Consider the following 12,450-nt stretch of genomic DNA (forward strand, 5'->3'; position numbering starts at 1 on the left):
GGCTTCCGCGAATTCCGGCCGCCGCACGCACGGTCTTGTCGTCGTTTTGGGGACAACGCACGAAATCCGTGGGGTTGATCCGGTGAATTCCCGGCTGACGCGTGCACGGCGTTCGCGTAACGTCGCGCTGTCCCCTGACCGCCTTCGTCCGACCATGCGACTTCTCCAGCCCGACCCTGCCGCCCGCGGCCACTACCTGATCGGCGTGCGTCCCGACTCACTCGGCGCGACGCTGCGCGCGGTCGGCACGCCGGATTTCGTCGGCGCGGTCACGGAGTTCGTCAACGACAGCATCGATGCCGACGCCGTGCACCTCGAGCGCTGGCGCGCCGATACGGGCAGCACGTCGGGTTTCGTCGTCGAATGGCTCGGCAGCGGCAGCCTGCGCTTCACGGCCGATACGCTGCGCGTGATGGATATCTACTACCAGGACTACTGCCAGGCCGATCCGCTGGTCGCGCCGCTGCGCGGCAAACCCGGCACGCTGCTCGTGCAGCGCCATGTCGACGGCATCGCGCAGGGCGAGTTCCGCCGCCGGATCTTCGACGAGCCCGGCATCGGGCAGGAATGCCTGCTCGTGCACGGCAACGCGCACCTGCAATACGCGCTCGGGCTCGCGCGCACGGTCGGGCGCGCCGCGTTCTCCACGGACGAGCTGTTTCACTTCCGGCAGATGGTCGACCTGCTGTTCCCGATGTTCGAGCTGCATGCGCGCACCTGTGCGGCGCGGCGCGTGGCGGCGGTGTCGGTGAATGCCGCGTCGCAGGCGAGTTTCGATGCGCGCCTCGAACGGCAGGACGTGCAGCTGTCACGCCGCGAGCACGAGATCTGCCGGCTGATGCTGTGCGGGCGCTCGGTGCCCGAGGCCGCGCAGCAGCTCGACGTGAAGCTGTCGACGGCCGAGTCGTACGTGAAGCGCGCGTTCGCGAAGCTCGGCGTGCGCACGCGCCGCGAGCTGTTCGACTGGGTACTCGTCGACTGCTGAACGCGCGGCCCGGATTTACGCGGCCAGCGCGGCCGCCTTGATGTTGAAGGCGCGCAGCAGGTCCTCGTAGAACGCGTCGACGATCGGCTTGTCGCTCGTGCTGCGCTTCATCGCGAGATGCAGCGGCACGTCGAAGCTGAACGTCGCGCGGCCGACGGCCTTCACGAGCCCGCGCTGCTCGAACGGCTCCGCGTAGTGCGCGGGCAGGTAGCCGAGATGGCCGCCCGACAGGATCAGGATCGTCGCGGCCTCGATGCTGTCCGCGCTCGCGGTCACGCGCCGCTCGGGCAGCGGATACTGCTCCTCCGGCACCGGATAGGTGCGCCACACCCAGTCGTGCAGTTGCAGGTCGTCCGCCGTCACGGGCCGCGACGCATGGAACAGCGGATGCCCGCGCCCGCAGTAGATCACCTGCTGCTCGGTGAACAGCGGCGTGTAGAGCAGCCCGGGCACGCGATGCCAGAAATACCCGATCGCGAGATCGAGCTGGTTGTTGACGAGGCTTTCCTCGAGTTCCTGCGGCGACGCGACCTTCATCGCGAACGTGACGGCCTGGTCGCGCTTGCGGAATGCGCCGATCGCGTCGGCCACGCGCGCGTTCTCGACGAGCGGCGCCTGGCCGATCAGGCCGATCGACAACGTGCCGACCAGCTTGCGGTCGATGTCGCGCACGCGCGCGACGAATTCGGAGGTCGCCGCGACGAGCGTGCGCGCGGTGGCCGCGAAGCGTTCGCCCTTCGACGTCAGGCGAAAGCCGCCGCGCCCGCGATCGCACAGCTTGAAGCCGACGCGCGCTTCGAGCGCCGACAGCTGCGTGCTGATGGTCGACTGGCGCACGCCGAGCGACGCCTCGGCGGCCGTGATGCCGCGTGCGTCGACGACGGCCAGAAAGACCCGGATGAGCCGGAGATCGAGATCGGAAGTATTCGAGAACATGCCTGAAGCCGCTGCGCGTGTGCGCGTTGCCCGGCCGGCACGACACGCATCGCGCGCCACGCCCGCCGCCTTCGCCGATGAACCGGACCGGACGCGCGCCGCCATCGGCAGCGGCGCGCGTCGAAACCGTCATTCAGGTGCCACCGCGAGCGCGCGTTCCATGCCGAACACGGCCGGCCGCAGCCGCCGGTAGCACAGGAACGCCACCGCGCACAGCACGATCGCCGCGATCAGCGCCGACTGCGTGCCTGCGCGCTCGATCAGCGAGCCGCCCGCGACCGAGCCGATGCCGTAGCCGAGCGCGACGCAGCCCGGCGACAGCGCGGCCGACTTGCCGACCAGGTCGTACTGCGGAATCGTCGCGTAGATCAGCAGCGCGCCGCCGGTCCAGCAGCCGATGAACACGACAGCGCCGAGCGTGAACGTCATGGCCGATGCCGGCATCGCGAGCAGCACGGCCGCGACCGCGCAGCCGCCGAGGTTGACGAGCGCCCAGCGGCGCAGGCCCGCGCCCGCGCCGAGCCTCGGCATCGCCGCGCAGATCACGAGGCTCGCGATGTTCGCGATGCCGAGCACGAGCGACACCGACCTGCCGCTCAGGCCCGCCGCGGTGCCGATCTTCTCGAGGAAGGTCCACACGACGCCGACGCCGCCGTACAGCGCGAGCTGCGCGCACAGCACGAGCATCGCGCCCCGGCGGTCGATGCGGCCGGCGACGCCGGCCGGTGCCGGGGCGGCCAGCGTCTCGCCCCGGCGAAACAGCGGCGTCGCGAGCACGAATACGCCGAGCACGCATGCGACGAAACCGAACACGCCGTGCGCGCCCCATGCGTCGCTCAGCATCGGGAAGATGTAGGCCAGCAGCACCATGCTCCACGTCACCTGCCCCATCAGCATGATCCCGAGATTGCGTTCCGGCGCGCGCGAGTACGACAGGTAGCGCAGCGCGATCCCGTTCAGCCCGCCCGAGCCGACGCCCGCGATGAACTGCAACGCGGAATACGCGACGAGCCCGTGCGTCGCGAGCGTGCCGAGGTTCGCGCCGGCCGCGAGCGTCACCGCACCCGCGAGCACCCACCGCACCGGCTGGCGGCCGAGCACGAACGCGACGAGCAGCGTGCCCGTCGATTCGCCGAGCACCTCGATGAAGCTCGACAGCCCGAGCGCCGCTTCGCCGAAGCCCCAATGGCGTTCGACCTGCCCGACGATCGCGGGCAGGCCGAGGAAGACCGTCGGCCCGAGGATGCCGAGCAGCAGCATCACGACGACGAACCGCGCGCTTTCCTGTCGCGCTTCATCCTGCAGGTTCACTACGTTCATTCGGTGTCTCTCTCCGTGTCCGCGGCGCGGACCGTCTCCTCGAGGGAGTCGGGTATGGCGGCGGCCCGGCCCGGGCCGCCGTGTCGCTTACATCGGGAAGCCCATCGCCTTGATGCCGCTGATCCACGCGCGCTTCCAGCCGCCTTCCGCATCCGCGCCGTCGAACGCATGGAACGTGATCTTCGCGGCGACCCAGCGCATCGGCTCGGGCGGGATGTAGCTCGGGCTCTGGTTCGCGATGTCGAGCTTGCGCTCGGGGCTGTCGCGGTCGAACAGGATGTTCAGCCCCATGAACGCGCCGAACCGGCTCGCCGCGACGCCGAAACCCGTATAGCCGGCGACGAACACGGCCTTGTCGCCGAGATAGCGCTTCGCGAACACCGAGCCGCGCGAACAGTAGTCGATCGGGCCGCCCCACGCATGCGAGAAGCGCACGTCGCTCAATTGCGGGAAGGTGCGGTAGAACGCTTCCGCGAGCCGGTAATACGTCTCGCGCCGGCCGTCCTGATGCGGTTCCGGATCGCCGTCGAAGTGATAGCTCACCAGGCCGCCGAAGATGATGTTGTTGTTCTTCGTCAGGCGGAAATAGTTGAGCTGCGTGCGCGTGTCGTAGACGCCCTGGCGATTCTTCCAGCCGATCCGCGCGAGCTGCTCGTCGGTGAGCGGCTCGGTGGCGAGCACGTGGTCGCGCACCTGCATCACGCGGCGGTTGATGTCGGGAATCCCGACCTTCGCGGTGCCGCTGCCGAACACGACGCGCGGCGCGCGCACGCTGCCCTTCGGCGTCTTCACGAACACGGTGCTGCCTTCGTCGGTCACGGTCACGAGCGGCGTGTGCTCGTACAGCTTCACGCCGAGCGACAGCGCCGCGCGCTTCAGCCCCCACGCGAGCTTCGCCGGATGCACGATGCCGCTGCGGTTACGCGACCACAGCGCGCCCGCGAACAGCGGTGAATTCAGTTGTTCGAGCGTTTCGTCGCGGTTCAGCAGCACGACGTTGTGGCCGTACTCGCGATGCAGGTCGTAATCGCCCTTCAGGTGCGCGATGTGCTCGGGATCGACCGCGACCGTCATCTCGCCGTTCCACTCGATATCGGCGTCGATGTCGTAGCGCTTCAGCGTTTCCTCGAAGCCGTCGAGGTTGTGATGGCCGAACGCCTCGAGCTGCGCGATGTCGTTCGGGAACACGCGCACCGCATTCGGCAGCCCGTGCATCACCGACGTCGAGATGATCCCGCCCGCGCGGCCCGATGCGCCGTGCGCGACCTTGCCGGCCTCGATCAGCACCACGTTCAGGTGCGGCATCTGTTCCTTCGCCTGCACGGCCGACCACAGCCCGGTGAAGCCGCCGCCGACGATCAGCAGGTCGGCGCTCACGTCGCCGACGAGTTCCGGCTCGGTGGCCGGCGCGGCCGGGTTGTCGAGCCAGTACGGGAACAGCTTCGTATTCGCGAGCGCCGCCTCGACGCCCAACGCGACCGGCGCGCCACGCAATGCGTGCGCCTGCGCCGGTGCAGTCTCTCTTGCCTTGACTTCCATTTCCATGATCCCTGCCATCACACGCGGAAACGAAACCGCCGCCGGGCGCGCGTCACACGGACGACGACACCACGGCGGCGGCTTCGGCCATCACGACTTCTCGAGCAGCACGTAGAACTTCTTCGCGTCCTCGATCGTCTCCCAGCGGCCCGCGAAGCCGGCCGGCAGCAGGTAGCCCTGGCCCGGCGTGAATTCCTTGCGGTTGCCTTCGACGTCGGTCAGCGCGATCCGGCCCTCGACGAGCCACACCGCTTCGTCGGCCGCGGTTTCCGGAAACTCCACCGAGCCGACCTTGCCTTCCCACCAGCCGATGAGGTAGTTGCCGCTCTTGCCTTCCGCCGCGCGCCAGTCGCTTTCGTCCATCCCGAAGTCGAGCTTCGTGAATTCGCCGATGCCTGCGCCGAGCGGCAGGATGTCCTTGATCAGTTTGGTCATCAGAATCTTTCGTCTCTTGATTGAAAAAAGCAGAGACAAAGTTACTCATTTACACTGCCCCGGTATGCCCCCCTCCGGGGGGGACAAGCGGTGTTTTCCGGGGCCGGTCAGGTCGCCAGGACACCTGCCGGGATTTCCCCCTAATGACGTTTTGCGTGGCCGACGCTACAATCCGCCGGCTTTTCACCGGGGAACCGCATGCTGCTCAACGTGAACCCCTTCCACCGCGACAACGACCGCTTCAACGTGTCGTTCAAGGCGCTGGGCGAGCTGATCGAGACGGTCGGCACGCCGCACTTCGTGCCGCGCCTCACGCAACTGCTCAATGAAGTGGTGCCGCTCGACGTCGCGCACGTCGAACGCTCGCGCGTCGACGGCTCGATGCCCACCGGCTACCGATGCGAATGGATCGGCAGCAGCGGCATCGGCGCGGCGAGCGCCGACGTCTCCGACGTGATGACGCTCTACTACGAGCGCTTTCTCGACAGCGACCCGCTGTTCGCGGGGCTGCGCGGCAAGACGGGCACGATGCTCGTCGTGCGCGACATCGCGGCGATCCCGCCCGGCGAATTCCGCCAGCGGCTGTTCGACGACGTGCAGATCGGCCACGAATGCGTGCTCGCACGCGGCACGCGTTATTCGCAGCATTCGATCGCGCTGGAGCGCGGCCGCGACCGGCCGCCGTTCACGCTCGCTGAGATGAACCGCTTTCGCAGCATCAGCGACGTGCTGTTCCCGCTGCTCGAACTTCATGCGTCGACCACGGCCGCGCGGCGCATTGCGCACCCGACGCCCGAAGTCCATCCGCTCGCGCAGTTCGACGCGCGCATCGCGGCCGACGGCGTGAAGCTGTCGAAGCGCGAATACGAAACCTGCAAGCACCTGCTTTCCGGCAAGACCGTGCCGGAAACGGCGGAGATCCTCGGCGTGCGCGTCGCGTCGGCCGAGTCGTACGTGAAGCGCGCGTTCGCGAAGCTCGGCGTGCGCACGAAGCGCGAACTCGCCGCATGGGGTTCGGCGAACACCGCGTTCCCTTCCGCCGGCCCTCTCGCGCCGGCCTGACCTGGCCCCGCGCGGCCGCGTTCGGTTGCGCCGCGTCGATGCGGCGGCGCCACTTGCATCGAGCCCCGTCGATGTAAACGTTGCGACTTCAAAATCTTCGCGCGGGCGTTCTCCTCTACCATCGGCCGATCGCTTTACCTCAGATAAAGGAGACGGCCCCATGCCCCGCGAACTCAATCAACCGATGGGCGGCAACGAGATGCCGCGCTTCGGCGGCATCGCCACGATGATGCGCCTGCCGCAAGCCGAGACGACCGACGGCCTCGACGTGTGCTTCGTCGGCGTGCCGCTCGACCTCGGCACGTCGAACCGCTCGGGCTCGCGCTTCGGCCCGCGCCAGATCCGCACCGAATCCGTGCTGCTGCGCCCGTACAACATGGCCACCCGCGCCGCACCGTTCGATTCGCTGCAGGTGGCCGACATCGGCGACGTCGCGACCAACCCGTACGACCTGAAGGACTCGGTGCGCCGCATCGAAGAGGCATACGACGAGATCGTCGCGAACGGCTGCCGGCCGATCACGCTCGGCGGCGACCACACGATCGCGTGGCCGATCCTGCGCGCGCTGCACAAGAAGTACGGCAAGGTCGCCGTCGTGCACGTCGACGCGCACGCGGACGTGAACGACACGATGTTCGGCGAGAAGATCGCGCACGGCACGCCGTTCCGCCGCGCGGTGGAAGACGGGCTGCTGCAATGCGACAAGGTCACGCAGATCGGCCTGCGCGGCACCGGCTACCACGCGGACGATTTCGACTGGTGCCGCCAGCAGGGCTTCACCGTCGTGCAGGCGGAGGAATGCTGGAACAAGTCGCTCGCGCCGCTGATGGCGCAGGTGCGCGAACGCGTCGGCGACACGCCGGTGTATCTCAGCTTCGACATCGACGGCCTCGACCCGTCGTTCGCGCCCGGCACCGGCACGCCGGAAATCGGCGGCCTCACCGTGCAGCAGGGCCTGGAAATCATCCGCGGCATGAAGGGCCTGAACATCGTCGGCGCGGATCTCGTCGAAGTCGCGCCGCCGTACGATCCGACCGGCACCACCGCGCTCACCGGCGCGAACCTCGCGTTCGAGATGCTCTGCGTGATGCCGGGCGTCGCCTACCGCTAACCCGACCGACCTCGACAGGATGAACCTCATGTCTACCGCCGAGCTTTCCCCTTCCGCCGCGACGTTCGTGCTGCCCGCCGCGCGCATCGCCGGGCAGTCCGTGCACACGCATTCCGACAAGGCCGGCGCGCCGATCTTCAACGCGTCGACCGGCGACGCGATCGGCTGGCAGGAATTCGCGACGGCCGCGCACGTCGACGCCGCGGTGCGTGCCGCGCGCGACGCATTCGCCGGCTGGCGCGACACGCCGCCGGCCGAACGCGGCCGGATGCTCGCGACGATTGCCGAACGCGTCGAGGCATCGCGCGATCGCCTGGCGGCGCTGCAGATGCAGGTGAGCGGCAAGCCGCCGTTCGAGGCCGAGGCCGATGTCGGCGACGTCGCCGCCACGTTCGCGTACTACGCGACGCTGTGCGAAAACCCGGCACTGTTCGCGGCCGAACCGGTCGCGCTGCCGAGCGACGCCGTCACGGCCGAACGCTTTTACGACGCGGTCGGCGTCGCGGCGCTCGTCATGCCGTGGAACTTCCCGATGGTCACGACCGCGTGGAAGCTCGCGCCCGCGCTCGCGGCCGGCTGTGCGGTCGTGCTGAAGCCGTCCGAACTCACGTCGCCGACCGAGCACGCGCTGCTCGAGATCGTCGAGCAAGCGGGGCTGCCGGCCGGCGTCGTCAACGTCGTCAACGGCGGCGCCGAGGTCGGCGCGGCGCTGACCGCGCATCCGCTGATCGACAAGATTTCGTTTACCGGCAGCACGGCGGCCGGCCGCAAGGTCATGCAGGCCGCGGCCGTCGACATGAAGCGCGTGACGCTCGAACTCGGCGGCAAGTCGTCGCTGATCGTGCGCGACGACGCCGATCTCGACGTCGCGGTGTCGCTCGCGGTTGCGGGCGCGTTCACGAACGCGGGCCAGATGTGCTCGGCCACCGCGCGCATCCTCGTGCACGACAGCGTGTACCGCAGCTTCATGGCCGCGTTCGAGACGGCCGTGCGTGCGCTCGTCGTCGCGCCGCCCGCCGCGGAACAGGTCGCGATGGGGCCGCTGATCTCGGCCGCGCAGCGCTCGCGCGTCGAAGCGATGCTCCAGCACGGCATCGAGGCGGGCGCACGCGTCGCCTTCAGCGGCCTGGTGACGGATGCCGGCGGTGCGGGCTTCTTCATGGCGCCCGTCGTGATCGCCGAGCCCGCCGCCGACAACCCGCTGTGGACCGACGAAGTGTTCGGCCCCGTCGCGTGCGTGAAATCGTTCCGCACCGACGACGAAGCGATTGCGCTCGCGAACGACACGCGCTACGGGCTCGTCGCGACCGTCGTGACGCGCGATGCCGGTATCGCGAGGCAGTTCCAGCAGCGCGTGCGCGCGGGGCTCGTGTGGATCAACGCACCGCAGCTGATCTATCCGCACGTGTGCTGGGGCGGGTTCGGGCTCAGCGGAATCGGCCGCGAACTCGGCGTCGCGGGGCTGCGCAGCTATCAGGAACTGCGCCACGCGATGCGCGCGATCGACTGACCAGTGCGGCCGTTCGGGCCGTTGGCGGCACCGTGTCTCGTGCACGGTGCCGCTTTTTTTGGTTCTTCGCGGATTTCCGGGGAGAGCGCCGGGGTGTTAGCCGTGCGCCGATCATGAGATCTCAAGGCGCGTGAGCAACCCTCAATGCGACAGCACGGCGGCATGGTCGTGCTCGCGAAGCTGGCCGGGAATCGCGCACTGCGCGAGCCCGCCCGAGTCGATCCACGCACGCGTGCGTTCCGCGGCCTTGTCGATCAGCTGCGCACACTGCGAGTAATCGTATGACGACACGTCGAGCGGACAGAGCGGCGGCACGACATGGATTTGCGCGCGTGCCCCGTACAACTCCAGATCGCGCACCAGTTGCCGCGCGATCACGAGCGTCAGCGCGTGCGTCGCATGCGCGATCGCGCTGCGCGGCGGTACGCGCAACGCGCAGGCGAACCCGGCCGGCAGCACGACGATCCGCTTGACGCCGAGCGCGATCGCAACGGAGATCGGCGTATTGTTCGCGACGCCGCCGTCGACGAGTTCCACGCCGCCGATGCTGACCGACGGAAACACGCCGGGAATCGCCGCGCTGGCCTGCACGGCATCCACGACCGGGCCGGCGGACAGCACGACTTCCTGGCCGTTCAGCACGTCGGTCGCGACGATGTGGAGCGGCAACGTGGCCTGCTCGATCCGCCGGTACGGCAGGTTCCTTTCCAGCAGCAGGCGCAGCGCATCGGCCTCGACCAGATGCGGCCGGTTGCGCAGCAGCATCGCGACGAGGCTGCGCATCGAGAACGGCATGATGTCCTGGCGGCGGATCCGGCACCACAGCGCGGCGAGCATCGCGACGCCGTCCGCATCGGGCCGGCCGGCGAAATAGGCGGCGTTGATCGCGCCCGCCGACGCGCCGACGACGCAATCGGGCCGCTCGCCGCTCGCGACCAGTTCGCGGAGCATGCCGACCTCGATCGCGCCGAGACTGCCGCCGCCGGCGAACACGAAGGCGGTCGAGGAAGTGGGATCGGACGTCACGGTGCGCCCTCCTGCGGTTGGCTGCGACGGTGCTTTCTCCATGATGGATCGTGCGGCGCCCCGGATGTCCTGATGAAAACCCTGCCGGCGCGCGAACCCGCGCCGGCAGGCGATGCACCGTGCACCGCGTTCCCCGGACTTCCGCGCGGAGCCTTCCGTCGCGATGGGTGTGTCATTCGCCGCCGTGTTCCGGGCCGCATCCAGACGGAAATTCACGCGAAGGCGCGCAATTTTTGACTTCGATCAAGAAAATCGCGCATACCGCCGCCCGCAAACGTGTGCCGCGCGTGAATCGCGCGCGCTACGTGGAATCACGGGTTCAGTCGCCCCGGCGACCGCCGTTATTGCATCAACACCCGCCGACCGGCATCGCGTTGCGATACATCGGGACGGCCGCCGGCATCGCATTCGACACGCAACGATCCGGCGCCGTCGCGGGCATGGAGCGGGATGGCCGGACGTCCCGCCCGCTTTTCGACAACAGATGCGGCAGCGCGAGTCGCGCAAGAGGTAATCATGTTTGTAGCCATCGGGTGGATCGTCGTGATCGGATCGGTGATCGGCAGTTTTGTCGGCGTGGGCGGCCATTTGCCGGCCTTGCTGCAACCGTTCGAACTGCTGTGCATTTTGGGCGCCGCGCTGGGTGCGTTCGTCGTCAGCAATCCGGTCGCGACGCTGAAGAAGACGATCAAGAGCCTGCCGACCTGTTTCAAGGGCGGCGGCTATACGAAACAGCAGTACGTCGAACTGATCGCGCTGCTGTACGAGCTGCTGCAGAAGGCGCGCAAGGACGGCATGATGGCGCTCGAGGCCGACGTCGACGCACCCGAACAAAGCCCGCTGTTCCAGAAGTATTCGCACGTGCTCGAAGACCATCACCTGCTCGACTTCATCGTCGATTATCTGCGGATGATGTCGGGCGGCAACGTGAACGCGCTGGAGATGCAGGACCTGATGGACGAAGAACTGCATACGCACCATGCGGAAGCGTCCGTCGCGGCCAATGCGATCCAGAAGATGGCGGACGGCCTGCCGGCGTTCGGCATCGTCGCGGCGGTGATGGGTGTCGTGCATACGATGGGCTCGGTCGGCGCGCCGCCCGCCGTGCTCGGCAAGATGATCGCCGGCGCGCTCGTCGGCACGTTCCTCGGCATCCTGCTCGCGTACGGCTTCGTCGGCCCGCTCGCGGATCTGCTCAATGCGAAGGGCCGCGCCGCGGCCAAGCCGTTCCAGTGCGTGAAGGCCGTGCTGCTCGCGTCGATGAGCGGCTACGCGCCGGCGGTGGCGGTGGAGTTCGGCCGCAAGGTGCTGTTCACGGCCGATCGCCCGAGCTTCAAGGAGCTCGACGAGGCCGTCCGCGCGACGAAGTCGCCCAGGCCCGCATAACGGAGGCGCCATGGCCGACCATCGCTCCAACCCGTCGAAACAGTCCGCATCGGCACCGCTCGTCGTCGTGCGCCGCAAGAAAGGCGAGGACCACGACGCCCACCACGGCGGCGCCTGGAAAATCGCCTACGCCGATTTCGTCACGGCGATGATGGCGTTCTTCCTGCTGATGTGGCTGCTCGGCTCGGTGTCCAAGTACGACAAGCAGGGGATCGAGGATTACTTCAACACGCCGCTGTCGACGCTCCTGTCCGGCGGGAAAGACGCACAGGCGCCGCGCCCGAGCATCGTGCAGGGTGGCGGCCGCGACCTGTCGGACCCGGCGCCGGCCATCGACGCGAAAGCGCAACCGGTGCCGGCCAGTTCGCCCACAGCCGCTGCCGACATCGTCGATACGCAAAAGCTCGAGCGCCTGAAGGCGAAGCTGACCGCGGCGATTGCACAAAGCCCGTCATTACGCGCGTACCAGGACCAGATCCGGATCGCGATCACTCACGAGGGCTTGCGCATCGAGATCGTCGATTCGCTCAAGCGCCCGATGTTCGCGATGGGCAGTTCGCAACCCGAAGGGTATGCCACCGCCATCCTCACCCAGATCGGCACGGCACTCGACGATGTCGACAACCGCGTGTCGATTGCGGGCCATACCGATTCGACGACGTATCGCGACGGCCCCACGGGTTATTCGAACTGGGAGCTCTCCAGCGATCGCGCGAACGCCGCGCGGCGCGCGCTGGTCGCGGGCGGGCTGCGGGAAGAAAAGCTGCTCCAGGTGCGCGGGCTCGCGGATGTCCTGCCGCTCGACCGGAACGTCGCGGACGAGCCGACCAACCGCCGCATCAGCATCCTCGTGATGAACAATGCCGCCGAGCAGGCGTTCTTTCGGGACGGCGGCCGGACGACCGTGGACGAATCGGCCGGCACCCGGGCCGCCGTGCTGCCGGCGGCGCTCACGCGGCCGCATTAGGCGCGGGCGTGTTCACGAACGCGGGGCGGATGTGCCCGATGGGGGCCGGGCGCCGCGTGCAGCCCTTGTGCGACAGCGTGGTTCTCGGCGTCGCGGTCGCGTTCGGAACGGTCGGGCGCGACATCGACTGACTCGGGCGGTTGTTGGGGCGGTTGTTGGGGCGGTTGTTGGGG

The 12,450-nt window shown here is 68.4% G+C and carries 12 protein-coding genes; 6 read left to right on the forward strand and 6 right to left on the reverse strand.

Features of this window, described 5'->3' with window-relative positions:
- Positions 1 to 154: 154 nt before the first annotated feature.
- The gene (locus ABY44_RS06130) at positions 155 to 985 is read left to right on the forward strand and encodes a helix-turn-helix transcriptional regulator (protein WP_060171655.1); all 831 of its coding nucleotides are present in this window, start codon (positions 155 to 157) and stop codon (positions 983 to 985) included.
- A gap of 15 nt (positions 986 to 1,000) precedes the next feature.
- Here ABY44_RS06130 and ABY44_RS06135 read toward each other — a convergent pair whose 3' ends face one another.
- From ABY44_RS06135 to ABY44_RS06150, 4 genes are all read right to left on the reverse strand, one after another.
- Positions 1,001 to 1,921 (reverse strand): LysR family transcriptional regulator, encoded by a 921-nt coding sequence (locus ABY44_RS06135; RefSeq protein WP_060171657.1) that lies wholly within the window; start codon positions 1,919 to 1,921, stop codon positions 1,001 to 1,003.
- Positions 1,922 to 2,050: 129 nt separating this feature from the next.
- Positions 2,051 to 3,241 (reverse strand): MFS transporter, encoded by a 1,191-nt coding sequence (locus ABY44_RS06140; protein WP_060171659.1) that lies wholly within the window; start codon positions 3,239 to 3,241, stop codon positions 2,051 to 2,053.
- Between the two features lie 87 nt (positions 3,242 to 3,328).
- The gene (locus ABY44_RS06145; protein WP_027789859.1) at positions 3,329 to 4,786 is read right to left on the reverse strand and encodes an NAD(P)/FAD-dependent oxidoreductase; all 1,458 of its coding nucleotides are present in this window, start codon (positions 4,784 to 4,786) and stop codon (positions 3,329 to 3,331) included.
- A gap of 84 nt (positions 4,787 to 4,870) precedes the next feature.
- Positions 4,871 to 5,215: a cupin domain-containing protein gene (locus ABY44_RS06150; protein ID WP_027789860.1), complete on the reverse strand. Its 345-nt coding sequence runs from the start codon at positions 5,213 to 5,215 to the stop codon at positions 4,871 to 4,873.
- A gap of 198 nt (positions 5,216 to 5,413) precedes the next feature.
- Between ABY44_RS06150 and ABY44_RS06155 the strand changes: the two genes are divergently transcribed.
- The 3 genes from ABY44_RS06155 (at position 5,414) to ABY44_RS06165 (ending at position 8,898) form a co-directional block, all read left to right on the forward strand.
- Positions 5,414 to 6,277, forward strand: a complete 864-nt coding sequence (locus ABY44_RS06155; RefSeq protein WP_060171661.1) for a helix-turn-helix transcriptional regulator — start codon at positions 5,414 to 5,416, stop codon at positions 6,275 to 6,277.
- A 160-nt stretch (positions 6,278 to 6,437) separates the two neighbouring features.
- Positions 6,438 to 7,388 (forward strand): agmatinase, encoded by a 951-nt coding sequence (speB, locus tag ABY44_RS06160; RefSeq protein WP_048024584.1) that lies wholly within the window; start codon positions 6,438 to 6,440, stop codon positions 7,386 to 7,388.
- Positions 7,389 to 7,416: 28 nt separating this feature from the next.
- Positions 7,417 to 8,898: an aldehyde dehydrogenase family protein gene (locus ABY44_RS06165; RefSeq protein WP_431640967.1), complete on the forward strand. Its 1,482-nt coding sequence runs from the start codon at positions 7,417 to 7,419 to the stop codon at positions 8,896 to 8,898.
- A gap of 141 nt (positions 8,899 to 9,039) precedes the next feature.
- Here the strand turns inward: ABY44_RS06165 and ABY44_RS06170 are convergent, their stop codons facing one another.
- The gene (locus ABY44_RS06170; protein ID WP_060171665.1) at positions 9,040 to 9,924 is read right to left on the reverse strand and encodes a patatin-like phospholipase family protein; all 885 of its coding nucleotides are present in this window, start codon (positions 9,922 to 9,924) and stop codon (positions 9,040 to 9,042) included.
- Positions 9,925 to 10,440: 516 nt separating this feature from the next.
- Here ABY44_RS06170 and motA point away from each other — a divergent pair.
- Positions 10,441 to 11,310 (forward strand): flagellar motor stator protein MotA, encoded by an 870-nt coding sequence (gene motA / locus ABY44_RS06175; protein ID WP_027789865.1) that lies wholly within the window; start codon positions 10,441 to 10,443, stop codon positions 11,308 to 11,310.
- A 10-nt stretch (positions 11,311 to 11,320) separates the two neighbouring features.
- On the forward strand, positions 11,321 to 12,277 hold the full coding sequence (motB, locus tag ABY44_RS06180; protein WP_060171667.1) for a flagellar motor protein MotB: 957 nt from the start codon (positions 11,321 to 11,323) through the stop codon (positions 12,275 to 12,277).
- Here the strand turns inward: motB and ABY44_RS06185 are convergent.
- The coding region (locus tag ABY44_RS06185) for a hypothetical protein (RefSeq protein ID WP_431640968.1) at positions 12,261 to 12,450 on the reverse strand (190 nt) is incomplete at its 5' end. The two genes, motB and ABY44_RS06185, sit on opposite strands and share 17 nt — an antisense overlap.

This window comes from Burkholderia sp. ZZQ-2, from assembly GCF_050768715.1.
GTDB classification, from domain to species: domain Bacteria; phylum Pseudomonadota; class Gammaproteobacteria; order Burkholderiales; family Burkholderiaceae; genus Burkholderia; species Burkholderia cepacia.